Raw genomic sequence first — 23890 nt, forward strand, 5'->3', positions numbered from 1 at the left:
GCCGTCTGATAAGAACGATGTACACAGCACTGACGCCGTGAACCACCGCAGACGATCGGAGCCGGCCCATGGGCGAGCACACCACTCCCACGTTCCCCCAGGAGATCATCGACGAGTACGCCGCCCTCGGCGTGGACCTGCCCGCCCTCTTCTCCGCCGGACACCTCGGCGAACGGATGGGCGTCACGATCGTCGAGGCCTCCGCGGACCGCGTCGTGGGCACCATGCCCGTCGAGGGCAACACCCAGCCCTACGGACTGCTGCACGGCGGCGCCTCCGCCGTCCTCGCCGAGACCCTCGGCTCCGTCGGCTCCATGCTCCACGGCGGCGTCACCAAGCTCGCCGTGGGTGTCGACCTGAACTGCACCCACCACCGCGGCGTACGCAGCGGCCTCGTCACCGGAGTGGCCACCCCCGTGCACCGCGGCCGCTCCACCGCCACCTACGAGATCGTCATCACCGACGAACAGGACAAGCGGGTCTGCACCGCACGCCTCACCTGCATGCTCCGCGACGCCCCCCGCCCCGACACCATCTGACGGACCGCAACACGCACCGACACCCCCGAACCCCACTGCCCGGCCGGACCACCATCCGACCGGGCAGTGCCATATCCGCACACAACCACCCACCCACCAAACGAAGTTGAGAACCAAATACGTCAACTCCCTTGACCACACAACCCGTTGTATGGCCAACTCGGCACCCCACACCCACCCCACACACACCACACCGCGTCGACCACAACACCCCCCGCCGTAACACTGCGTAACCATCGGCCGGTCCGCCCCCCCCCCCACACCACACCCAGGACCGCACCCCGCAGCCGCCGGGCCCTTCGCCACGCCCCCACACACCCCACCCGGCCCCCGAAACGCGACAGCAGCAAGATCCGCTCAAGCCCCTTAGCAGAGCTGCGCGTTCTCAGAATGCGGTCACTTTTCCATCCGGTAAAAAACCGTACATGTCCGCACAGCCACCTCAAGCCTTCCTCAACGGCATAACAAGACAGTCACATCCTGCGGCGGACCCATCCCGGACTCCCTCCCCTGCGCCTAGAGTCACCGCCAGTCACCGCGCCGCCGGGCGCGTCTGCAGCACGGCCCTGTACCAACCCAGTACGGCCCGGCGAACGACACGGCACCTCAGCAGAGGAGGCCGCGCCAGGGAAAGGACCTTTCGTGCGACACCGTTCTTTGCTCATACTCACCACAGTGCTCACCACAGGAGCACTGACCCTCACCGCCTGCGGGTCGCGCGACGACAGCAAGAACAGCGGCGGCGGAGGCGACACCCAGACCGTCGTCATCGGCGTCGACGCGCCGATCACCGGCGACCTGTCCGCCCTCGGCCTCGGCATCAAGAACTCCGCCGACCTCGCCGCCAAGACGGCCAACAAGGAAAAAACCGTCCCCGGCATCAAATTCGAGGTCAAACCCCTCGACGACCAGGCCCAGCCCTCCGTCGGCCAGCAGAACGCCCAGAAGTTCATCGACGACGAATCCGTCGTCGGCGTCGTCGGCCCCCTGAACTCCGGCGTCTCCCAGTCGATGCAGAAGCCGCTCAACGACGCCAACCTCACCCAGGTCTCCCCCGCCAACACCGGCACCGAACTCACCCAGGGCGAGAACTGGAAGACCGGCGACAAGAAGCGCCCCTTCAAGACCTACTTCCGCACCGCCACCACGGACCAGATCCAGGGCGCCTTCGCCGCGAAGTACCTCTACAACACCGCGAAGATCAAGCAGGTCTACCTCATCGACGACCAGAAGCCCTACGGCGCCGGTCTCGCCGCCTCCTTCAAGAACACCTTCACCGACCTCGGCGGCAAGATCGTCGGCTCCGACCACGTCAACCCCGACGACCGCGACTTCAACGCCGTCGTCACCCAGGTCAAGAAGTCCGGCGCCAAGGCCGTCTACTACGGCGGCGAATACCCCGCCGGCGCCCCCCTGAGCCAGCAGCTCAAGGACAGCGTCCAGATCCCCCTCATGGGCGGCGACGGCATGTACAGCGCCGACTTCATCAAGCTCAACAAGAAGGCCCAGGGCGACATCGCCACCTCCGTCGGCAAGCCCGTCGAAGAACTCGACTCCGCCAAGAAGTTCATCGCCGACTACAAGACCGCCGGATACAAGGACGCCTACGAGGCCTACGGCGGCGGCACCTACGACGCCACCTGGGCCATCATCGAAGCCGTCAAGATCGCCGTCGCCGAGAACGACGGCAAGCTCCCCGACGACGCCCGCGTCAAGGTCCTCGAAGCCATGGCCAAGGTCAAGTTCGACGGCGTCACCGGCCCCGTCTCCTTCGACGAATACGGCGACACCACCAACACCATGATGACCGCCTACCAGGTCGACGGAGGCAAGTGGACCTCCAAGCTCAGCGAGGTCTACAAGCCCTGACCCCCACCGGCCCTCCCGGCCCCCAAGCCTGACCCAGACCGCGCGGGAGCGCTACCAGCGCTCCCGCGCGGTGCCATATCCGAACCACTCCACGGAGGCCCTGCGGTGAACGAACTGCCGCAACAGCTGGCCAATGGACTCATCCTCGGCGCGATGTACGGACTCATCGCGATCGGCTACACGATGGTCTACGGAATCATCCAGCTCATCAACTTCGCCCACGGCGAGATCTTCATGATCGGAGGCTTCGGAGCTCTCACCGTATACCTCTGGATGCCGGCCGGCGTCTCCCTCCTCGCGATCATCCCCCTCATGATCATCGGCGGCGTCATATGCTCCGTCGCCGTCAGCGCAGCCGCCGAACGCTTCGCCTACCGGCCCCTGCGCACCGCCCCACGACTGGCCCCGCTGATCACCGCGATCGGACTCTCCCTCGCCCTCCAGCAGGCCATCTGGAAGTGGTACCCCGACGCCAAGAAGGACCGCTCCTTCCCCCAGTTCAAGGGCGAAGCGATCGACATCTTCGGCGCCCACATCCAACGCGGCGACCTCTTCGTCCTCATCACGGCACCCATCTGCATGCTCGCCCTCGGCCTCTTCGTCTCCAAGACACGCACCGGCCGCGGCATGCAAGCCACCAGCCAGGACCCCGACACCGCCAAGCTCATGGGCATCAACACCGACCGCATCATCGTCATGGCCTTCGCCATCGGTGCCGCCTTCGCCGCCGTCGCCGCCGTCGCCTACGGGCTCAAAAACGGCCAGATCGGCTTCAAAATGGGCTTCATCATGGGCCTCAAAGCCTTCACCGCAGCCGTACTCGGCGGCATCGGCAACATCTACGGAGCCATGCTCGGCGGCGTCGTACTCGGCATCGCCGAATCCCTCGCCACCGGCTACATGAGCAACGTCCCCGGCATGGACCTCTTCGGCGGCGGCGCCTGGAAGGACGTATGGGCCTTCGTCCTCCTCATCGTCGTCCTGCTGCTCCGACCCCAGGGCCTGCTCGGCGAACGCGTCACGGATCGGGCGTGATACCGATGACCACCAACACCACCTCCTTCCTGCCGATCCCCGCCCCCGCGGCCCGCATCGGCACCATCGCAGGCGCCACCGTCGCACTCGCCGGCACCTTCCTCGCCTGGACCTGGACCTCCGAATTCCCCGGCGACCTCACCGTCACCGGCTACCCCGGCGGCCTCCAAGTCCTCACCCTCACCAGCGCCGCCCTCACCCTCCTCCTCGCCCTCTCCGGCTACGACATCCGAGGACTGCGCTGGCTCACCCCCGGCGGCACCAACAGCCCCGTCCGCCTCCTGGCACTGGGCACCTTCGGCACCACCGGCTACACCATCGGCGCCATCTCCTACGACCTCGGCGGCGTCGTCAACCTGGAACCCGGAGCCTGGGTCAGCGGCATCGGCGCACTCATCGCCGCCATCGCCGCCCTCGGCCTCCCCGACGACCAACCACTCACCGGCCCCTCGGCCAACGCCTGGCAGCGCTTCCGCAACGGCCTCGCCGCACCCCCGGCCCCCCGCGCCAAGACCCTGCCCTCCTGGGCCGAAATCCTCATCATCGTCGCCGCGTTCGGCATCGGCCTCCACGTCTTCACCTACGGCATCGACACCGAATACACCGAACTCTTCATCGGCTTCCTCATCACCGTCGGCTTCGCCTTCACCGCACTCCACCGAGCCGGACTCATCTCCCGCCTCACCGCGCTGACCACGAAGCACCGCAACATCACCCTCGCCGCAGCCCTCGTCGCAGCCGTCTGCTTCCCCTTCACCCAGCAAAAAGAGGAATACGCGCTCATCGGCGCCAACATCCTCATCTTCGGCACCGTCGCCCTCGGCCTCAACGTCGTCGTCGGCCTCGCCGGCCTCCTCGACCTCGGCTACGTGGCCTTCCTCGGCGTCGGCGCCTACGCCGCCGCCCTGGTCTCCGGCTCCACCATGTCGGCCATCGGCGTCGAATTCCCCTTCTGGGCCGCCGTACTCACCGGAGCCGCAGCATCACTCGTCTTCGGCGTCCTCATCGGCGCACCGACCCTACGACTGCGCGGCGACTACCTCGCCATCGTCACCCTCGGCTTCGGTGAAATCTTCCGCCTCACCGTGAACAACCTCAACGGCAACAGCGGACCCGACCTCACCAACGGCTCCCAGGGCATCCCCAGCATCCCCGACCTCAACTTCTTCGGATTCGACTTCGGAACCAAACACGACGTCCTCGGCTTCACCCTCGGCAGGTCCGCCAACTACTACCTGCTGATGCTCTTGTTCACCGCCGTCGTCGTCCTCGTCTTCCGCCGCTCCGGAGAATCCCGCATCGGCCGCGCCTGGGTCGCCATCCGCGAAGACGAAACCGCAGCCACCGCCATGGGCATCAACGCCTTCCGGCTCAAACTGATCGCCTTCGCCCTCGGCGCCACCCTCGCCGGACTCGCCGGAACCGTCCAGGCACACGTCAACTACACCGTCACCCCCGAGCAGTACCAGTTCGCCGGCTCCGTACCCCCCAACTCCGCCTTCCTCCTCGCCGCCGTCATCCTCGGCGGCATGGGAACCCTCAGCGGACCCCTCGTCGGCGCCGCACTGCTCTACCTCATCCCGGCCAAACTCCAGTTCATGCAGGACTACCAGCTCTTCCTCTTCGGCGTCGCCCTCATCCTCCTGATGCGCATGCGCCCCGAAGGACTGGTCGCCGACCGCAGGAAGCAGCTCGAATTCCACGAGAACGACCAGCCCGACGTACCCGAACCACGGCAGTCCGAGGAAACCGGCGCCGGCATCGCCAAGGCGGGGGCGTGACCACCATGACCACCACCACGAAAACCGCCACCACCGTCCTGGACGCCAGCGGGGTCACCATGCGCTTCGGCGGCCTCACCGCCGTCCGCAACGTCGACCTCACCGTCAACGCAGGCGAAATCGTCGGCCTCATCGGCCCCAACGGAGCCGGCAAGACCACCTTCTTCAACTGCCTCACCGGCCTGTACGTCCCCACCGAGGGCAAGGTCAGCTACAAAGGCACCGTCCTGCCCCCCAAGCCCCACCTCGTCACCCAGGCAGGCATCGCCCGCACCTTCCAGAACATCCGGCTCTTCGCCAACATGACCGTCCTGGAAAACGTCCTCGTCGGCCGCCACACCAGGACCAAGGAAGGCCTCTGGTCCGCCCTCCTCCGACTCCCCGGCTTCACCAAAGCCGAAAACGCCAGCCGCGAACGCGCCATGGAACTCCTGGAGTTCATCGGCCTGGCCAACAAGGCCGACCACCTCGCGCGCAACCTCCCCTACGGAGACCAGCGCAAGCTGGAAATCGCCCGCGCACTCGCCAGCGACCCCGGACTCCTCCTCCTCGACGAGCCCACCGCCGGCATGAACCCCCAGGAAACCCGCGTCACCGAAGAACTCATCTTCGCCATCCGGGACCAGGGCATCGCCGTCCTCGTCATCGAGCACGACATGCGATTCATCTTCAACCTCTGCGACCGCGTCGCCTGCCTCGTCCAGGGCGAAAAACTCGTCGAAGGCACCGCCGGCGAGGTCCAGAGCGACGAACGCGTCGTCGCCGCCTACCTCGGCACCCCCTTCGAAGGCGCCCCCGGCGCCGAAGAAGCCGCCGAGGTCGAAGCCGCCGAAGCGGACGCCGACGCCGCCAGAACAGCCACCACCAGCACCGAGGAGGAGGACACCCGATGACCGCACTTCTGGAGGTCGAGGACCTCCGCGTCGCCTACGGCAAGATCGAAGCCGTCAAGGGCATCTCCTTCACCGTCGAAGCCGGCCAGGTCGTCACGCTCATCGGCACCAACGGCGCCGGCAAGACCACCACCCTGCGCACCCTCTCCGGCCTCCTCAAACCGGCCGGCGGCCGCATCGTCTTCGACGGCAAACCACTCGCCAACGTCCCCGCCCACAAGGTCGTCTCCCTGGGCCTCGCCCACTCCCCCGAGGGACGCCACATCTTCCCCCGGCTGACGATCGCCGAGAACCTCCAACTCGGCGCATACCTCCGCAGCGACAAAGCCGGCATCGAGAAGGACATCCAGCGCGCCTACGACCTCTTCCCCATCCTCGGGGAACGCCGCAAACAGGCCGCCGGAACCCTCTCCGGCGGCGAGCAGCAGATGCTCGCCATGGGCAGGGCCCTCATGTGCCGGCCCAAACTCCTGATGCTCGACGAACCCTCCATGGGCCTCTCCCCGATCATGATGCAGAAGATCATGGCGACCATCGTCGAACTCAAGGCCCAGGGCACCACCATCCTGCTCGTCGAGCAGAACGCCCAGGCGGCGCTCTCCCTCGCCGACCAGGGCCACGTCATGGAGGTCGGCAAGATCGTCCTCTCCGGCACCGGAGCGGACCTCCTCCACGACGAATCCGTCCGCAAGGCCTACCTCGGCGAGGACTGAACCCCTCCCACCCACATGGTTGAGGCCCGTACCCCGGAAAACCGGGGTACGGGCCTCAACCATGTGTCCCTACGGACCCGGCTACTCGGCCGCCCGCTTCTTCTCCTCGGCATCCGCGATCAACGCCTCGGCCAACTGCTGCATCGACAGCCGCCGGTCCATCGACGTCTTCTGGATCCACCGGAACGCCGCCGGCTCCGACAGACCGTAATCCGTCTGCAGAATGCTCTTCGCCCGATCCACCAGCTTCCGCGTCTCCAGCCGCTGCGCAAGGTCCGCGACCTCGCTCTCCAGCGCCTTCAGCTCCGCGAACCGCGACACCGCCATCTCGATGGCCGGCACCACGTCGCTCTTGCTGAACGGCTTCACCAGATACGCCATCGCCCCGGCGTCCCTGGCCCGCTCGACGAGGTCGCGCTGCGAGAACGCGGTGAGCATCAGAACCGGCGCGATGGACTCCTCGGCGATCTTCTCCGCCGCGGAGATCCCGTCGAGGACCGGCATCTTCACATCGAGGATCACCAGATCCGGCCGGTGCTCCCGGGCCAGCTCGACGGCCCGCTGCCCGTCCCCGGCCTCGCCGACGACCGAGTAGCCCTCTTCCTCCAGCATCTCCTTGAGGTCGAGGCGGATGAGCGCCTCGTCCTCGGCGATGACGACGCGGGTCGTCAGCGGCGGAACGTGCGACTTGTCGTCGTCTGCGGGCTGGGGCGACTCGGGGGTTGTCACAATGCTCCTTTTTTCAAGGCAGGTGCTGCTACCTGAGCCTACCTAGCTCCTGTATGTTTGAGGCACAGCAGGCCTGCGCTAACCTTTGATGCCAAGGCCAGCCCTGGTAGTCCAGCGGAAGAGACACGGTGCTCAAACCACCGACAGCGTGGGTTCGAATCCCACCCAGGGCACTTCCCTTCTTTTCCAAGGCTTGACGCCGCTTAACGATCTTCACTCCTGCCAGTGAACGCTCCTTCGAATCCGGCACGGACCAGCGAAGGTCGCACAAGAATCCGTCGCATGGAACAGCACAACCCGTCGACTCGCGACGAAGCGCTCGCTCTCTTACGCAGCGGGGCCACCAATCGAGCGGTCGCCGAGCTCCTTGGCGTCCCCCGTGGAACAATCGGCTGGTGGCTGCACGAGGATCGCAAGCGACGCGGCGTGCAGTACGAGCAGCCCACCGACTGCCCTGTCTGCACCGGGCGAGAATTCGATCATGTCGCATACGCGTATCTGCTGGGTCTCTACCTCGGCGACGGGCACATCATCTCCAAGCCCAAACAGCACCACCTGTCAGTCTTCTGCGGCGACGTGTGGCCCGGTCTGATCGACGAAGCCGAATCGGCGATGCGTCGAGTGCTGCCCGCACCGCGCACGAGCCGCCGCCACCGGAACGGTTGCGTCGAGGTCAAGTCCTACACGAAGCACTGGCCGTGTCTCTTCCCCCAGCACGGGCCCGGCAAGAAGCACGAGCGCCCCATCATTCTGGCCTCCTGGCAACAGGAGATCGTCGATGCCCACCCATGGGACTTCATCCGTGGCCTCATCCACTCCGACGGCTGCCGGAACATGAACTGGACGACCCGGGTGATCAACGGGGTGCGCAAGCGCTACGAGTACCCGCGCTACTACTTCACCAACGTCTCGGACGACATCCGGCAGCTCTACACCGACACCCTCGACAAGCTCGGTGTCGAGTGGACGCACTGCACCCGGGCGGGCAAGGCATACAACATCTCCGTAGCCCGACGGGCGTCCGTCGCGTTGATGGACGCCCACGTCGGGCCGAAGTACTGACGACCGCCTACTTCGGGCTGTCGTCCTCGCCGATGCGGTGCACCCGCACCAGGTTCGTCGAGCCCGGGACGCCCGGCGGGGAGCCGGCCGTGATGACCACGACGTCGCCCTTCTCGCAGCGGCCGATCCTCAGCAGCTCCTCGTCGACCTGGGCCACCATCGCGTCCGTCGAGTCCACCTGCGGGCCGAGGAAGGTCTCGACGCCCCACGTCAGGTTCAGCTGGGAGCGGGTGGCGGGGTCCGGGGTGAAGGCCAGGAGCGGGATGGGCGAGCGGTAGCGGGAGAGGCGTCGGACGGTGTCGCCGCTCTGGGTGAAGGCGACCAGGAACTTCGCGCCCAGGAAGTCGCCCATCTCGGCCGCCGCGCGGGCGACGGCGCCGCCCTGGGTGCGGGGCTTGTTGTGCTCGGTCAGGGGCGGGAGGCCCTTGGCGAGGAGGTCCTCCTCGGCAGCTTCCACGATGCGGGCCATCGTGCGTACCGTCTCGACGGCGTACTTGCCGACGCTGGTCTCGCCGGAGAGCATCACCGCGTCGGTGCCGTCGATGACCGCGTTGGCGACGTCGGAGGCCTCGGCGCGGGTGGGGCGGGAGTTGTCGATCATCGAGTCGAGCATCTGAGTGGCGACGATGACCGGCTTGGCGTTGCGCCTGGCGAGTTTGATGGCGCGTTTCTGGACGATGGGTACTTGTTCCAGGGGCATTTCGACGCCGAGGTCGCCGCGGGCGACCATGATGCCGTCGAAGGCGGCGACGATGCCGTCGATGTTCTCGACGGCCTGGGGTTTTTCGATCTTGGCGATGACGGGGAGGCGGCGGCCCTCCTCGTCCATGATGCGGTGGACGTCCTCGATGTCGCGTCCGCTGCGGACGAAGGAGAGGGCGATGATGTCGGCGCCGGTGCGCAGGGCCCAGCGGAGGTCTTCGACGTCCTTTTCGGAGAGGGCGGGGACGGAGACGGCGACGCCGGGGAGGTTGAGTCCTTTGTGGTCGGAGACCATGCCGCCCTCGATGACGGTGGTGTGGACGCGGGGGCCGTCCACTTCGGTGACTTCGAGGGTGACCCGGCCGTCGTCGACGAGGATGCGTTCGCCGGGGGTGACGTCGACGGCGAGGCCGTCGTAGGTGGTGCCGCAGCCATGGCGGTCGCCTTCGGTGGGTTCGACGGTGATGGTGAAGGTGTCGCCGCGTTCGAGGAGTACGGGGCCTTCGTGGAAGCGGCCGAGGCGGATCTTCGGGCCTTGGAGGTCGGCGAGGATTCCGACGCTTCGTCCTGCTTCGTCGGCGGCTTTGCGTACGTGGTGGTATCGCTCTTCGTGTTCGGCGTAGGTGCCGTGGCTGAGGTTGAGGCGGGCGATGTCCATTCCGGCGTGGACCAGTGCTTTGAGCTGGTCGTAGGTGTCGGTGGCGGGGCCCAGGGTACAAACGATTTTTGCTCGGCGCATGCTTCGACCCTAAGCCTTACCTACGGGTAGTTATTTCGCTCGCCGTGTCCGCTCAACGACCTTTGGGTGAAGGGTTATTGACGACTGTTGAATTGTGCGGCGGGGTGCTCGGATGAGCATTCCTTTTAGAGTGTGGGGGGTGCCATGATGAAACGGGCGTTCACTCGTGCGTAGACGGTCTGGCGTTGTGGTTCGAGGCTGAGGGCGGTGGGTTGGGGGGCTGCCGTCCTGTAGGCGGCGCGTGCGCCGCCGGGGGGTGCGGGCAGGGCGGTGGGGGCGTTCTCCGCGCCGGTGTCGGCGAGTTCGACGAGGGCGGTGAGGTGGGTGTCGAGTGCGTCGGCGTATTCGCGGGCGCGTTGGACGGCTTCGCGGACGGCTTGGCGGCGGGCTTCGGCGTGGGCGGGTGAGTCGGGGCGCAGGCTCCACCAGGGGCCGTTGATGCGGGTCATTTCGAGGTCGGCGATGCGGGTGGTGAATTCGCCGAGGGTGGTGAAGTCGTTGAGGACTGCGGTGATGTGGACGTGGCCGTGATATGCGCGGATTTTCTCGTTGCGGCCTTGTTGGTCGAGTTCGGGTGTGATGGAGAATGCGCCGGTTTCGAGTTTTTCCATGGCTTGTCCGTAGGAGCGTGCGAGTTCGAGGACGCGGTCGTTGCGGCGGGTGAGGTCTTCGAGTGCGTTTCGGCGGTCCTTGCCGCGGGCGCTGACGGTGATGCCGATGCGGGCGATCTCGGGGTCGAATTCGAGGCGGGCTTCGCCGCGGACGGCGAGGCGGGGGTGTTCGGGGGTGCCGTAGGACAGGGGTGTGTCGGTCATGGGTCCACTGTGGCAGCCGGGTGTGACAGTGGTTGGTCATCGGATCGAAACCTGGGAGGGGTGTTGCCCGGGGGTGGGTCCTGGGTCATCATCTACGCGCGTTGTGTGCGGTTCGGCCTCCGCGTCGGGCGGGGGGTGGGGCGTGCGGGTACCGGGCTTCGTGTGAGAACCGAGATGTGGGAGAAGAGATGCCGTTGAACCGTAGGACGTTCCTGGGCGCATCGGCGGCTGCCGGTGCGGGTGTGGCGGTCGTGGGGGGGTTCCGCGGTGCCTGCTGCGGCTCATGGTCATGGTCATGGTTCCGGTCACGGCCATGGGCGTCCGTCAAAGCGGTACTCGTTCACCGTGATGGGGACGACGGATCTGCATGGGAACGTCTTCAATTGGGACTATTTCACGGACAGGGAGTTCGACGACAAGGCGCACAACGATGTGGGTCTGGCGAAGATTTCGACGTTGGTGGAGCGGGTGCGCCGGGAGAAGGGGCGTCGCAACACGTTGTTGATCGACGCGGGTGACACGATTCAGGGCACTCAGTTGTCGTACTACTACGCGAAGGTCGATCCGATCACGGCGCGGCGTGGGCCGGTGCATCCGATGGCGCAGGCGATGAATGCGATCGGTTATGACGCGGCGGCGTTGGGGAATCACGAGTTCAATTACGGTATTCCGGTGCTGCGGAAGTTCGAGGAGCAGTGCGATTTTCCGTTGCTGGGTGCGAATGCGTTGGATGCGAAGTCGTTGCGGCCGGCGTTTGCGCCGTATGTCATCAAGCGGATGCGTACTCCGTACGGCCGGGATGTGAGGGTGGCGATTCTGGGGTTGACCAATCCGGGGATCGCGATCTGGGACAAGGCGAATGTGGGTGGGAGGATGGTGTTCCCGGGGCTGGAGGAGCAGGCGGCGAAATTTGTGCCGCGGCTTCGTTCCATGGGTGCGGATGTGGTGATCGTGTCGGCGCATTCGGGGAGCAGTGGTACGTCGTCGTACGGTGATCAGTTGCCGTATGTGGAGAATGCGGCGGGTCTGGTGGCCGAGCAGGTGCCGGGTATCGATGCGATTTTGGTGGGGCATGCGCATCAGGAAATTCCCGAGTACTTCGTGGAGAACAAGCGGACGGGGAGGAGGGTGGTGCTCTCCGAGCCGTTGAAGTGGGGGCAGCGGCTGGCGCTGTTCGACTTCGATCTGGTGTGGGAGAGGGGTCGCTGGGTGGTGGAGAAGGTGGGTTCGCGGGTGTTGAACTCCAACACAGTGGAGGAGGACCCGAAGATCACGGGGTTGCTGGCGGACGAGCACGAGAAGGTCGTGGCGTATGTCAATCAGGTGATCGGTACGTCGACGGCGGCGATGACGACGGCGGAGGCGGCGTGGAAGGACGAGCCGATCATTGATCTGATCAATGTCGTCCAGGCGGAGACGGTGAAGGCGGCGTTGGCGGGTGGGGAGTATGCGGGGCTTCCGGTGCTCTCGCAGGCGTCGTGTTTTTCGCGTACGGCGCAGATTCCGGCCGGTGATGTGACGATCAAGGATGCGGCGGGGTTGTATCCGTTCGAGAACACGCTTGAGGCACGGTTGCTGACGGGTGCGCAGGTGCGGGATTATTTGGAGTTCTCGGCGCGGTATTACGTGCAGACGCCGGTGGGTGTGCCGGTGGACACGGCGAAGCTGACGAATGCGGACAACACTCCGGATTACAACTACGATGCGGTGTCGGGTCTGACGTATGAGATCGACATTGCGAAGCCGGTTGGTTCGCGGATCGTGAATCTGGCGTTCGAGGGGAAGCCGGTCGATCCGGCGGCGCGGTTCGTGCTGGCGGTGAATAACTACCGGGCCAGTGGTGGGGGGAACTTCCCGCATGTGGCGGGTGCGGAGCAGTTGTGGGCGAATTCGGAGGAGATTCGGAACACGATTATTTCTTGGGTGCAGGCGAAGGGTTCGGTGGATGGTGCGCAGTTCGCTTCGGTGGGCTGGCGTCTGACGCGTGAGGGTACGCCGGTGTTCTGATCGGTCCGGTGGTCTGATCGGTCCGGCGTGCTGGGCAGTCCGGCGTGCTGGGCAGTCCGGTGGTCTGATCGGTCCGGTGGTCTGATCGGTCTGGCGTTCTGGGCAGTTCGGTGTTCTGGGCGGTTCTGTGTGGGGCGGCCGTTCTCTCCTGTGGGAGGGGCGGCCGCCTTCTGCGTGTGTGTGGGGGGGGTCAGTTGCCGTGGGTGAGGGGGGTGAGGTCGGAGTTCTGGGTGGGGATGTGGGGGCCGCGGGGGGTTCGGGGGGTGAGGCCGAAGGTGGTGAAGGCGGTGCGTTCGGGGAGGGGGTAGGGGTTGGTGCCGGTGAGGTCGTTGAGGATGGTGGCGCTGCGCCAGGCGGCGAGTCCGAGGTCGGGGGCGCCGACGCCGTGGGTGTGGCGTTCGGCGTTCTGTACGTAGATGTGGCCGGTGATGGCGGGGTCGAGGACGAGGCGGAAGTGGTCGTCGATGCGGGGGCGTTGGGAGGCGTCGCGGTGCAGGTGGGGTTCGAGGCCGGCGAGGAGGCGGGTGAGTGGGCGTTCGCGGTAGCCGGTGGCGAGGATGACGGCGTCGGTGGTGAGGCGGGTGCGGGTGTTTTGTTGGGTGTGTTCGAGGTGGAGTTCGATGCGGGTGTTGGTCAGGCGTCCGGCGGTGCGTACGGAGACTCCGGGGGTGAGGGTGGTGTGGGGCCAGCCTCCGTGGAGGGTGCGGTGGTAGAGCTCGTCGTGGATGGCGGTGATGGTGTCGGTGTCGATGCCTTTGTGGAGTTGCCATTGGCGGGGGATGAGTTCGTCGCGTACGGGTTCGGGGAGGGCGTGGAAGTAGTGGGTGTAGTCGGGGGTGAAGTGTTCGAGGCCGAGTTTTGAGTACTCCATGGGGGCGAAGGCCTGGGTGCGGGTGAGCCAGTGGAGGTTTTCGTGGCCGTGGGGGCGGGCGCGTAGGAGGTCGAGGAAGATTTCGGCGCCGGATTGTCCGGAGCCGATGATGGTGATGTGTTCGGCGTCGAGGAGTTCTTGGCGGTGGTGGAGGTAGTCGGCGGAGTGGATGACGGGGGTGTTTTCGTCTTCGGTGAGGGGGCGTAGGGGTTCGGGGATGTGGGGTTCGGTGCCGATGCCGAGGGCGATGTTGCGGGCGTGGGTGCGGCCGAGTGCTTGGGCTTCGCCGTCGGGGTCGAGTTGGGTGAAGTCGATTTCGAAGAGTTGGTGTTGTTGGTTCCAGCGGATGGCGTCGATCTGGTGGTTGAAGTGGAGGTTGGGGAGTTGGTGGGTGACCCAGCGGCAGTAGGCGTCGTATTCGGCGCGTTGGATGTGGAAGCGTTCGGCGAAGTAGAAGGGGAAGAGTCGGTCGCGGCTGCGGAGGTAGTTGAGGAAGGTCCAGGGGTTGGTGGGGTCGGCGAGGGTGACGAGGTCGGCGAGGAAGGGGACTTGGAGGGTGGCGCCTTCGATGAGGAGGCCGGGGTGCCAGTGGAAGGCGGGGCGTTGTTCGTAGAAGGCGGTGGTGGGGGGATGGTGGTGGGTGGTGGGGATGTTGTGGGCGAGGGCGGCGAGGGAGAGGTTGAAGGGGCCGATGCCGATGCCGGCGAGGTCGTGGGGGTGGTGGGGGTCGGGGGTGGGGAGGTCGGTCATCGGGGGGTGTTGCCTTCCGCGAGGTCGTGGGTGAGTTGGTCGACGAGGTCGAGGAGGGTGCGGAGGTCGTCGGGGGTGGTGTGGGGGTTGAGGAGGGTGGCTTTGAGCCAGAGTCGGTTGTTGGTGTGGGCGCGGCCGAGTACGGCTTGGCCGCGGGTGAGGAGGGTGCGGCGGATGGTGGCGACGGTGTGGTCGTCGGCGTTGGTGGGGCGGAAGAGGACGGTGCTGATGGTGGGGCGGTCGTAGAGGTCGAGGGTGGGGGTTTTGGTGATGAGGTCGGCGAGGTGGTGGGCGGTGGTGAGGGTGTGGTCGATGAGGTGGGCGAGTCCGGTGCGGCCGAGGGCGCGGAGGGTGACGGCGATTTTGAGTGCGTCGGGGCGGCGGGTGGTGCGCAGGGAGCGGCCGAGGAGGTCGGGGAGGCCGGCTTCGGTGTCGTCGTCGGCGTTGAGGTAGGGGGCGTGGTGGTGGAGGGGGGTGAGGTGGTGGCGGTGGGGGACGGCGAGGATGCCGGCGGGTGCGGGTTGCCAGCCGATTTTGTGGAGGTCGAGGGTGACGCTGTGGGCGCGGTCGAGGCCGTGGAGTTTGTTGCGGTGGGTGGGGCTGAGGAGGAGGGGTCCGCCGTAGGCGGCGTCGATGTGGAGTTCGGCGCCGTGGTGGTCGCAGAGGTCGGCGATGTCGGTGAGGGGGTCGATGTGGCCGGTGTCGGTGGTGCCTGCGGTGGCGGTGACGAGGAGGGGTGGTTGGAGTCGGGTGAGGGTTTTTTCGAGGGCGGTGAGGTCCATGGTGCCGGTGGGGGCGGGGATGGTGATGGGTTGGGGGAGGCCGAGGAGCCAGGCGGCGCGGGTGATGCTGTGGTGTGCGTTGGTGGCGTGGATGGTTTGTACGGGGCCGTTGCGTTCGCGGGCGAGGAGGAGGGCGAGTTGGTTGGATTCGGTGCCGCCGGTGGTGATGAGGGCGTCGGGTGTGGGGTGGTGGGGGTAGATCTCGGTGGCGAGGGCGGTGGTGAGGTCGGCTTCGAGGGCGGAGGCGGCGGGGGCTTGGTCCCAGGAGTCCATGGAGGGGTTGAGGGCGCTGGCGGCGAGGTCGGCTGCGGCGGCGAGGGCGAGGGGTGGGGTGTGGAGGTGGGCGGTGCAGAGGGGGTGTGCGGGGTCTGCGGCGCCTTCGGTGAGTGCGGTGACGAGGGTGCGCAGGGCTTCGTGGGGTCCGGTGCCGTGGTCGGGGATGACGGGGTGGGTGGCGGTGCGGGTGCGGGGGGTGACGGCGTCGGGTCCGCCGGTGGGGAGGGGGCCGTGGCGTCGGCGGGTTCCTTCGTGGAGTGCGGTGAGGACGGTGTCGAGGAGGGGGCGTAGTGCGGTGGGGCCGTTGGTGGATCCGGCGAGGGGTGGGGTGGGCATGGGTGGGGGCCCTTTCGGGTGCGGGGGGGTGGGGCGTGGGTGGGCATGGGTGGGTATGTCAGCCTGTCCGGGTTTTCGGGTGTGTGGTCGGGGAGTTGGGTGATCTGAACCCGAAAGGGGGATGGGGGTGGGGGTTTGGGGCTGCTGTGGGGTGGTGCGGTGGTATCGGGTTGTCGGACATGGGTGTGCCCGGCGTCTCCTTGTGCGAGGGACGCCGGGCACGGGTGGGGTTGGTGTGAAGTTGTGGGTCCGGTGGGTCTGGTTCGGGGCTGTGTGGTTTGTGGGCCTGGTGGGGGGGTTGCAGGGCCTGTGGCCCGGCCGTTGTGTGGGGCGGCCGGGCCGGTCGGGTCAGTGGGTGGTGCGTACGGTGAGGGCTCGGCGCAGGTCGTCGATCTGGTCGACGAGTTTGCGGTGCAGGGCGGGGGTGAGGGCTTCGTCTTCGAGGGCCTGTTCGCCGAGTCGGAGGTTTTCGGTGTCGATGGCGTGGGCCGGGAAGGCGTGGCGTCCTGCGGCTTCCGCGATGGCGGGTCCTCGGCGGGCGGCGAGGGCGGTGGCGTCGGGGTAGAAGCGGGGGACGTAGTCGCGTACGAGGTCGGCCTGTTCGGGCTGCCAGAAGCCTTGGGCGATGGCGGTGAAGAGGTAGTTGGAGAGGCTGTCGTCGTGGAACATGGCCTGCCAGGCGGTGGCTTTGGCCTCGGGGGTGGGGAAGGCGGCGCGGCAGCGGGCGGCGCCTTCCTGTCCGGTGGCGCTGGGGTCCTGTTCGAGTTCGGCGGCGATGGTGGCTTCGTCGGTGGCGCCGAGGACGGAGAGGCGGTTGAGGATGCGCCAGCGGAGTTCGGGGTCGAGTTCGGGGCCGCCGGGGACGGTGCCGTTGGTGAGCCAGTCGTGGATGGTGTCGGGTTGGGTGGCGGCGTCGATGAGGTGGCGTACGGCGATGAGGCGGAGGCCGGGGTTGTGGCCGTCCTCGGTGCGGCGGATGAGGTCGCGGCACAGGGCGGTGATGGTGGCGAGGGCGGCGGGGCGTTTTTCGGGTGCTGTGTAGTGGTCGGCGATGTGGGTGTGGGCGAAGGCGAGTACGCCTTGGGCGAGGGCGAGGTCGGTTTCGTGCGGGAGGTGGGTGCGGGCGGTTTCGAGGTAGGTGGTGGGGGCGAGTTCGCCGTCGCGGACCATGTCGCGGGCGGTGTTCCAGATGACGGCGCGGGTCAGGGGGTCGGGTACGCCGGAGAGGGCGGTGAGGACGGTTTCCCAGGAGCGGGGGTCGAGGCGGATCTTGGCGTAGCCGAGGTCCTGGTCGTTGAGGACGAGGAGTGCGGGGCGGCGGCCGGGCAGGGCTTCGGCGGTGCCGTGGGCGGGGACGTCGATTTCGAACCGGTTGCGCAGGACGAGGGGGGTGATGCCGGTGGGGGTGTGGGTGTCGGGGTCGGGGTCGTAGGCGCCGACGGCGATGCGGTGGGGGCGGTTTCCGTGGTGGTCGACGGTGAGGGTCCAGGTGCCGTCGGATTCCTGGACGCGGGTGGTGAGGGTGTCGACTCCGGTGGTGCGCAGCCAGGTTTCGGCCCAGGCGTGGACGTCGCGGTCGGTGGCCGAGGCGAGGTTGTCGATGAAGTCGGCGAGGGTGGCGTTGGCGAATTTGTGGCGGGCGAAGTGGGTGTTGATGCCGGCCAGGAAGTCTTTCTCGCCGAGCCAGGTGACGAGTTGGCGCAGGGCGGAGGCGCCCTTGGCGTAGGAGATGCCGTCGAAGTTGAGCAGGGCGGAGGCGGTGTCGGGGACGGCGTCCGGGGCGGGGGCGACGGGGTGGGTGGAGGGGCGTTGGTCGGCGTCGTATCCCCAGCCCTTGCGGGCGACGCCGAAGTCGACCCAGGTGTCGGGGAAGGGGGCCTCTCCTGCTCGGAAGGAGTTGAGGGCTCGGGGGAGGGTGATTTCGGAGAGGGTCTGGTAGCCCATGTATTCGGCGAAGGACTCGTTGAGCCAGATGTCGTCCCACCAGGCGAGGGTGACGAGGTCGCCGAACCACATGTGGGCCATCTCGTGGGCGATGACCATGCCGCGGGTCTGGCGTTCGGTGTCGGTGACGGCGGAGCGGTAGATGAATTCGTCGCGGAAGGTGACGAGGCCGGGGTTTTCCATGGCGCCGGCGTTGAATTCGGGGACGAATGCCTGGTCGTAGGAGTCGAAGGGGTAGGGCTCGTCGAACTTTTCGTGGAAGCGGTCGAAGCAGGCCTTGGTGATGGCGAGGATTTCGTCGGCGTCCGCGTCGAGGTGGGGGGCGAGGGAGCGGCGGCAGTGGATGCCGAAGGGGAGTCCGGCGTGTTGGGTGGTCACGGAGTGCCAGGGGCCGGCGGCGATGGCGACGAGGTAGGTGGAGATCAGGGGGGTGGGGGCCAGGGTCCAGCGGCCGTCGCCGTGGTGTTCGGAGATGCTGTTGCCGAGGACGGTCCAGCCTTGGGGGGCGGTGACGGTGAGTTCGAAGACGGATTTGAGGTCGGGCTGGTCGAAGGCGGCGAAGACGCGTTGGACGTCTTCCATGAAGAGTTGGGTGTAGGCGTAGGTTTCGCCGTCGGTGGGGTCGGTGAAGCGGTGCATGCCTTCGCCGGTGCGGGAGTAGTTCATGACTGCGTCGATGCGCAGTTCGTGGGGGCCGGCGGTGAGGGCGGTGAGGGGGAAGCGGTTTTCGACGAGGTGGGTGGGGTCGAGGGGTTGTCCGTCGAGGCTGATCGAGCGCAGGGTGGCCGGCTTGAGTTCGACGAAGGTGTCTCCGGCCGTGGTGGCGGTGAACTGGATGACGGTGCGGGAGTCGAAGGTCTCCTCCCCCGCGGTCAGATCGAGGTCGATCGTGTACTTGTGTGCGTCGAGGAACTGGGCTCGGGTCTGCGCTTCGTCGCGCGTCAGTACGGACATGTGTCCATGCTGCCGTACGTGGTGGGCGTGCCGCAGGGGAGTTCTCCCAGGGCTGACCGGAACCCTGTGGTGGTTTCGGCGCGGGGTGTCCGGCGGGGGCGGGCCGTGCTGGTCGTGTGGTGGGAGGTGTGTTGTGCTGGTTGTCCGGTGGGGGCGTGTGGTGCGGGTGGTCAGTCCCGGTCGCCCCGGAAGTTTCGGTATTCGTTGTTCATGAGGTCCCAGAAGGAGCGGTGTCGGATGGCTCCCGGGAGCCAGTGGGCGAGGTACCAGGCTTCCCATTCGCCGTCGGGTGTGACGACGCGCGGGTTGAGCAGGTAGACGTCGCCGCTTTCCGGGGTGTGGCTGATCTTGAGCATGTGGCTCAGGTATTCGGTCCGTATGGTGCAGCAGTCCTGTTCGTCGCCGTAGACGAAGTACTCCTCGTCGGGTACGTCGTCCGTTCCTCCGTCGTCGTTCCAGCCTTCGATCAGTTCAGGGTCGAGGTCTTTGGCCCAGTCGATCTCCCGGGTGGGCAGGAGTCGTGCGATCCCGTGGGTCGTGTCGAGCCATCCGTCGCTGGTGCCCAGGAATTCCCGGTAGCTCGGGGGGAGGTCGGCTCCCAGGCGTTGTTCGAGGTCGGCGAGTTCCTTCGGGGTCGCTCCGGTGGTGCCCAGCCATCGGGCCGCCCGTATTCCGGCGGGGAAGGGTTCGGCTCTCTCCTGTTCGTGCTGTACCGGGTCCAGCCATGCGTCGCTCCAGCGCTGGAGCAGATCGCGCCAGGGGTGGGTGGTGGGCTGGTGCTCGGGGTGTTCCTTCTCGGTGGCCGGCATGTCGGGAGGGTACGTGGGGGTGCTGACGCCCCGGCCGGGGTGGTGGTGGGTTTTGCAACCGTGGGGGGTGTGGGTGCGTCCCGGTGTGGGACGGGTGTGGGACGGGTGTGGCGGGCCGGGCGAGCGGGGTGGGCAGTGGGTGGAGTGATGGTGGGGTCGGGTGGGCGTGGGCGGGTGGTGGGGGTGGTGCCGTGGGGGGGTGGCGGCGGGGGCGGTCGCGTGGTGTCTCGTGGGGGTGTGGCGTGCCGGGCGGCTGGAGAATTATCCCTGGAACGTCTGGACGCCGATCGGTTACGGGGCGGTCAAGGGGGTGTTCCTGGGGTTGCTGGCGGGTGGGTGTGCGGTGGTGGCGTTGCGGGTCGGGCGGGGTGGTGGGGGCCGGGTGGGGCGGTTCGCGGGGCTCGTGTTCGGTGGTGGGCTGCTGGGGGGTCTGGTGCCGGGGACGTTGCGGGACTTCTTGGGTGATCCGCAGCCGCGGACCTTGTACTACTTCGATGGTCCGCGGCCCGAATCGGAGTGGTACTGGCGGCCGTTGTTGTCGGAGTGGGTGGTGTGCACGGTGTTGCCGGCGTTGGGGTGTGCGGTGTTGTTGACCGCGGGTGCGTTGGTGTCGGTCCGGTCCGTGCGTCGCGAGAGTGTGGGGTGGGTGGTGCCGGCCCTGGTCGGGGTGGCGTTGCTGGTGTTGCCGGAGTGGGCGGCCGACGGGTTGCCCGAGCCGGAGGGCAATGGTGATCATGTCAATGAGTCAGCCGGGGCCGGGTTCGTCGTCCTGGCGACGGGGCTCGGGTTGCTGGTGACCGCCGGGGTGGTGCGGTCGAGGCGCAGGCGGTCGGACCGGCGGGGCGGGGTTGCGCCGTCGGGTCCGCCACCGGTCCCGGCGTCGGGTTCACCGCAGGTCCCGCCGTCGGCTCCCCCACCGGTTCCGGCGTCGGGTCCGGGGGGGGTGGTGTTCCGTCCCGGGGCCCGGATGTTTCCGGGGTCAGGCCCGCTCCTCCGTCGCGGATTCCTCCGCGATCCGTTCGTGGTGGCGGATGACTTCAGCCACGATGAAGTTCAGCAGTTTCTCGGCGAAGGCCGGGTCCAGGTGTGCGCTTTCCGCGAGTTGTCTCAGCCGGGCGATCTGGCGGCTCTCGCGGGCCGGGTCCGCCGGGGGGAGGTGGTGGGCGGCCTTGAGGTGGCCGACCTGTTGGGTGCATTTGAAGCGCTCGGCGAGCATGTGGACGACAGCGGCGTCGATGTTGTCGATGCTCTGGCGCAGCCGGGTCAGTTCCGCGCTCACGGACTCGTCGATCTCCCTCGTGGTCATGGTCAGCGAGCTTAGCCCGCCGGTGGTGGGGGGCCTGCCGGGCCGGGGGTGATGATCGTCGGTGGGTTCTCCGGGTCGGGGACCCGGTCGCTCCAGCCGCCGGGGACGTTGCGGCCCTGTTGTTCGCGGAAGCGGACGGGGGCGGTGCCGACCCGGCGGGCGAAGAGGCGGGAGAAGTATGCCGGGTCGTCGTATCCGACGCGGCGGGCGACGGCGGCGACCGGCAGGTCCGTGGCGGCGAGGAGTTCCTTGGCCCGGCCGAGCCGGATGCCGAGGAGGTAGTCCTTGGGGCTGCATCCGGCGCCCCGGCGGACCGCCGTGCGCAGTTCGGTGGGGGTCATGCCGTGGCGGGCGGCGTGTTCGGCGACGGACAGGGGCTGGAAGGCGTCGCGGGCGAGGGCCTGCAGGACGGGGTCGCCGTCGGGGCTGACGTCGGCGCGGGCCCGGCGCAGGGCGACGAGGAGTTCGTGGACGGCGGCGCCGGTCTCGACCTCCAGCAGGGGGTTGCCGCGCCGGGCCGCCCGTACCATCCGGCTCACCGCGGCGCGTGGGCCGGCGGTGTCGGCGAGCGGGACGAGCGGGCGGTCGGGTTCGATGTAGCCGAGTTCGGTGTAGGTGGCGGTGGCGGGTCCGGTGAAGTCGACGAAGCTCTCGTCCCAGCCGGTGCCGGGGTCGGCGCCGTAGTGGTGGGGGGTGCCGGGGGTGAGCCAGATGAGGCTGGGGCCGGCGACGGGTATCCGGCGGCCGTCGGGGCCGGTGAACCAGCCGGTGCCGGAGTGGATGACGACGGCCACGTGGTGGTCCAGGGTGCGGGGGCCGACGGTGGGCAGTGCGCCGTGCTGGAGCCCCACGCCCAGGCAGACGAGTCCCAGCCGGTGGTGGAGCGGGCTGGGGGTGAAGAAGCGCATCCAGGTGTGGTACATCGGTTTCTTTCCCTCCTCCCCCGCGGTCGTGCCGGTCCGGTCCGGTGCTGCCCGGGTCCGGTCTGCGTGTCCGAACAATTGTGTCCAAACAGCTGCGATCTTTGTCCATGGACCGGTCGGGCGCCAGGGGGGAGAGTGGGTGGCATCCTTCCTTCCGGGTTCGCCCGCTGCGTGGTGCGTGCCGTCGTACGGCCCGGGGCGGTGGCGTCCCGGGGACCGCACGCACAGGAGAGTACGAGCACGATGGCTGACTTCACCGTGGGGGACGACCACTTCCGGCTCGACGGGAAGCCCGTACGGCTGCTGTCGGGGGCCCTGCACTATTTCCGGGTGCACGAGGCGCAGTGGGATCACCGGCTGGCGATGTTGCGCGCCATGGGTCTCAACTGTGTCGAGACGTATGTGCCGTGGAATCTGCATGAGCCGCAGCCGGGGGTGTTCCGGGACGTGGCGGCGCTGGGCCGGTTCCTGGACGCGGCGCAGCGGGCCGGGTTGTGGGCGATCGTCCGGCCGGGTCCGTACATCTGTGCCGAGTGGGAGAACGGTGGGCTGCCGGTGTGGGTGACGGGGCGGTTCGGGCGTCGGGTGCGGACCCGTGACGCGGAGTACCTGGGCGCGGTGGAGCGGTGGTTCTCGGTGCTGTTGCCGCAGGTGGTGGAGCGGCAGATCGGGCGGGGCGGTCCGGTGATCATGGTTCAGGCGGAGAACGAGTACGGGAGCTACGGCACCGACCGGGTCTATCTCCGGCGGGTGGTGGAGATGCTGCGGGAGCTGGGGGTGACTGTTCCGCTGTTCACCTCCGACGGGCCGGAGGACCACATGCTCACGGGTGGTTCGGTGCCGGGGCTGCTCGCCACGGCGAACTTCGGGTCGGGTGCGCGGAAGGCGTTCGAGGTGTTGCGCCGCCATCAGCCGGAGGGGCCGTTGATGTGCATGGAGTTCTGGTGCGGCTGGTTCGAGCACTGGGATGCCGAGCCGGTCGTGCAGGGGCCGGAGCAGGCGGCCGGGGAGTTGCGGGAGGTTCTGGAGTGCGGGGCCTCGGTGAACATCTACATGGCGCACGGGGGGACGAATTTCGCCGGGTGGGCGGGGGCCAACCGGTCGGGTCCGCATCAGGACCGGGATTTCGAGCCGACGGTGACGTCGTACGACTACGACGCGCCGATCGACGAGTACGGGCGTCCCACGGAGAAGTTCTGGCGGTTTCGCGAGGTGCTCGCCGAGTACGCGGAGGGGCCGATTCCGGAGCTTCCGCCGGTGCCGGTCGGGCCGGCCGTGCCGGTGCGGGCGGAGCTGACGGGGTGGGCGTCGCTGGATGCGGTGCTGGAGGTGCTGGGCGACGAGGAGTCGGCGCCGTCGGGGGTTGCGCCGACCTTCGAGGAGTTGGGGGTCGACCGGGGTCTGGTGCGTTACCGGGTGGATGTGCCGGGGCCGCGCCGGCCGTATGCCCTGGGTGTGTCGGGGCTCCGGGACCGGGCCGTGGTGTACGTGGACGGGGTCCGGGCGGGTGTGCTGAGCGAGGGGGCCGGGACGCTGGAGGAGCCGGTGGCCGGTCCTGCGGAGATCGAGCTGTGGGTGGAGTCGCTGGGCCGGGTCAATTACGGGCCGCGGCTCGGTGAGCCGAAGGGGATCACCGGTGGGGTGCTGCACGAGCGGCAGTATCTGCACGGGGTGCGGGCCCGTGCGCTGCGGCTGGCGGCGTTCGAGGAGCCGGATGCGGTGGCCGGGGTTTCCTTCGGGGATGTCGGGGAGGCCGGGGCGACCGGGTTGTTCCGGGGGACGTTCGAGTTCACCGGGGTGTCCGGGGTGGGGCATGCGGGGCTCGAACTGCCGGGCTGGACGCGCGGGTTCGTGTGGGTGAACGGCTTCGGTCTGGGGCGCTACTGGTCGGTGGGTCCGCAGCGGACGCTGTACGTGCCGGGTCCGGTGTTGCGGAAGGGGGTCAACGAGGTGTGGGTGCTGGAGCTGGAGGGCTCGGGCGCGCCGTATGTGGAGCTGGGGTCGGGGGTGCCCGTCCGGACGGGCACCCCCGGGGTGTTCAGGTGTGACGTGTGC

General features: G+C 67.9%; 17 protein-coding genes, 1 tRNA gene and 2 pseudogenes. 10 read left to right on the plus strand and 10 right to left on the minus strand.

All coding sequences use genetic code 11. The features are described from left to right. The first annotated feature begins 68 nt into the window (after positions 1-68). The 6 genes from OCT49_RS07330 to OCT49_RS07355 all read left to right on the plus strand — a co-directional run bounded on the left by OCT49_RS07330 (position 69) and on the right by OCT49_RS07355 (position 6830). On the plus strand, positions 69-539 hold the full coding sequence (locus OCT49_RS07330) for a PaaI family thioesterase (protein WP_283851079.1): 471 nt from the start codon (positions 69-71) through the stop codon (positions 537-539). Between the two features lie 657 nt (positions 540-1196). Continuing rightward, entirely contained in the window at positions 1197-2408 is a 1212-nt protein-coding gene (locus OCT49_RS07335) for a branched-chain amino acid ABC transporter substrate-binding protein (RefSeq protein WP_283855699.1), read from the plus strand. Positions 2409-2513: 105 nt separating this feature from the next. Then, on the plus strand, positions 2514-3443 hold the full coding sequence (locus OCT49_RS07340) for a branched-chain amino acid ABC transporter permease (RefSeq protein ID WP_283851080.1): 930 nt from the start codon (positions 2514-2516) through the stop codon (positions 3441-3443). Between the two features lie 5 nt (positions 3444-3448). Then, entirely contained in the window at positions 3449-5224 is a 1776-nt protein-coding gene (locus OCT49_RS07345) for a branched-chain amino acid ABC transporter permease (RefSeq protein WP_283851081.1), read from the plus strand. A gap of 5 nt (positions 5225-5229) precedes the next feature. Next, positions 5230-6117: an ABC transporter ATP-binding protein gene (locus OCT49_RS07350; RefSeq protein WP_283855700.1), complete on the plus strand. Its 888-nt coding sequence runs from the start codon at positions 5230-5232 to the stop codon at positions 6115-6117. Further along, positions 6114-6830 (plus strand): ABC transporter ATP-binding protein, encoded by a 717-nt coding sequence (locus OCT49_RS07355; RefSeq protein ID WP_283851082.1) that lies wholly within the window; start codon positions 6114-6116, stop codon positions 6828-6830. Before OCT49_RS07350 ends, OCT49_RS07355 begins: the two co-directional genes overlap by 4 nt. A gap of 81 nt (positions 6831-6911) precedes the next feature. Here OCT49_RS07355 and OCT49_RS07360 read toward each other — a convergent pair whose 3' ends face one another. Then, positions 6912-7559 (minus strand): ANTAR domain-containing response regulator, encoded by a 648-nt coding sequence (locus OCT49_RS07360; protein WP_283851083.1) that lies wholly within the window; start codon positions 7557-7559, stop codon positions 6912-6914. Positions 7560-7659: 100 nt separating this feature from the next. Between OCT49_RS07360 and OCT49_RS07365 the strand changes: the two genes are divergently transcribed. Together OCT49_RS07365 and OCT49_RS07370 are read left to right on the plus strand one after the other, a co-directional pair. Continuing rightward, positions 7660-7732: transfer RNA gene (locus OCT49_RS07365), tRNA-Leu, on the plus strand. 109 nt (positions 7733-7841) lie between these two features. Beyond that, positions 7842-8621: a helix-turn-helix domain-containing protein gene (locus OCT49_RS07370; RefSeq protein ID WP_283851084.1), complete on the plus strand. Its 780-nt coding sequence runs from the start codon at positions 7842-7844 to the stop codon at positions 8619-8621. A gap of 7 nt (positions 8622-8628) precedes the next feature. On the opposite strand, the gene pyk is transcribed toward OCT49_RS07370, so the two are convergent. Both pyk and OCT49_RS07380 read right to left on the minus strand, forming a co-directional pair. Further along, positions 8629-10062 carry a pyruvate kinase gene (gene pyk, locus OCT49_RS07375; protein ID WP_283851085.1) on the minus strand — a complete coding sequence of 478 codons (1434 nt, stop codon included), beginning with the start codon at positions 10060-10062 and terminating at the stop codon, positions 8629-8631. Between the two features lie 125 nt (positions 10063-10187). Beyond that, the gene (locus tag OCT49_RS07380; RefSeq protein WP_283851086.1) at positions 10188-10877 is read right to left on the minus strand and encodes an SIMPL domain-containing protein; all 690 of its coding nucleotides are present in this window, start codon (positions 10875-10877) and stop codon (positions 10188-10190) included. Positions 10878-11065: 188 nt separating this feature from the next. Between OCT49_RS07380 and OCT49_RS07385 the strand changes: the two are divergent. Next, positions 11066-12884, plus strand: a pseudogene (locus tag OCT49_RS07385) (bifunctional metallophosphatase/5'-nucleotidase). A gap of 190 nt (positions 12885-13074) precedes the next feature. Here OCT49_RS07385 and OCT49_RS07390 read toward each other — a convergent pair. The 7 genes from OCT49_RS07390 to OCT49_RS07420 all read right to left on the minus strand — a co-directional run bounded on the left by OCT49_RS07390 (position 13075) and on the right by OCT49_RS07420 (position 21835). Continuing rightward, positions 13075-14505, minus strand: coding sequence for a lysine N(6)-hydroxylase/L-ornithine N(5)-oxygenase family protein (locus OCT49_RS07390; RefSeq protein ID WP_283851087.1), 1431 nt, complete (start codon positions 14503-14505; stop codon positions 13075-13077). Next, entirely contained in the window at positions 14502-15899 is a 1398-nt protein-coding gene (locus OCT49_RS07395) for a pyridoxal phosphate-dependent decarboxylase family protein (RefSeq protein WP_283851088.1), read from the minus strand. The genes OCT49_RS07390 and OCT49_RS07395 overlap by 4 nt, the downstream gene beginning before the upstream one ends. 348 nt (positions 15900-16247) lie before the next feature. Beyond that, the gene (gene pepN / locus OCT49_RS07400; RefSeq protein WP_283851089.1) at positions 16248-18797 is read right to left on the minus strand and encodes an aminopeptidase N; all 2550 of its coding nucleotides are present in this window, start codon (positions 18795-18797) and stop codon (positions 16248-16250) included. A gap of 170 nt (positions 18798-18967) precedes the next feature. Then, entirely contained in the window at positions 18968-19606 is a 639-nt protein-coding gene (locus tag OCT49_RS07405) for an SMI1/KNR4 family protein (RefSeq protein ID WP_283851090.1), read from the minus strand. Between the two features lie 486 nt (positions 19607-20092). Then, complete coding sequence (locus OCT49_RS07410; RefSeq protein ID WP_283851091.1) at positions 20093-20332, minus strand: hypothetical protein; 240 nt, start codon at positions 20330-20332, stop codon at positions 20093-20095. Positions 20333-20585: 253 nt separating this feature from the next. After that, complete coding sequence (locus OCT49_RS07415; protein WP_283851092.1) at positions 20586-20912, minus strand: chorismate mutase; 327 nt, start codon at positions 20910-20912, stop codon at positions 20586-20588. An 11-nt stretch (positions 20913-20923) separates the two neighbouring features. Further along, a complete protein-coding gene (locus OCT49_RS07420; RefSeq protein ID WP_283851093.1) occupies positions 20924-21835 on the minus strand; it encodes a helix-turn-helix domain-containing protein in 912 nt (303 codons plus the stop codon). A gap of 243 nt (positions 21836-22078) precedes the next feature. Here OCT49_RS07420 and OCT49_RS07425 point away from each other — a divergent pair. Beyond that, positions 22079-23872 (plus strand): annotated as a pseudogene (locus OCT49_RS07425) (glycoside hydrolase family 35 protein); the annotation flags it as partial. Positions 23873-23890 lie beyond the last annotated feature (18 nt).

The sequence above is a fragment of the Streptomyces sp. ML-6 genome (assembly GCF_030116705.1).
Lineage (GTDB): Bacteria > Actinomycetota > Actinomycetes > Streptomycetales > Streptomycetaceae > Streptomyces.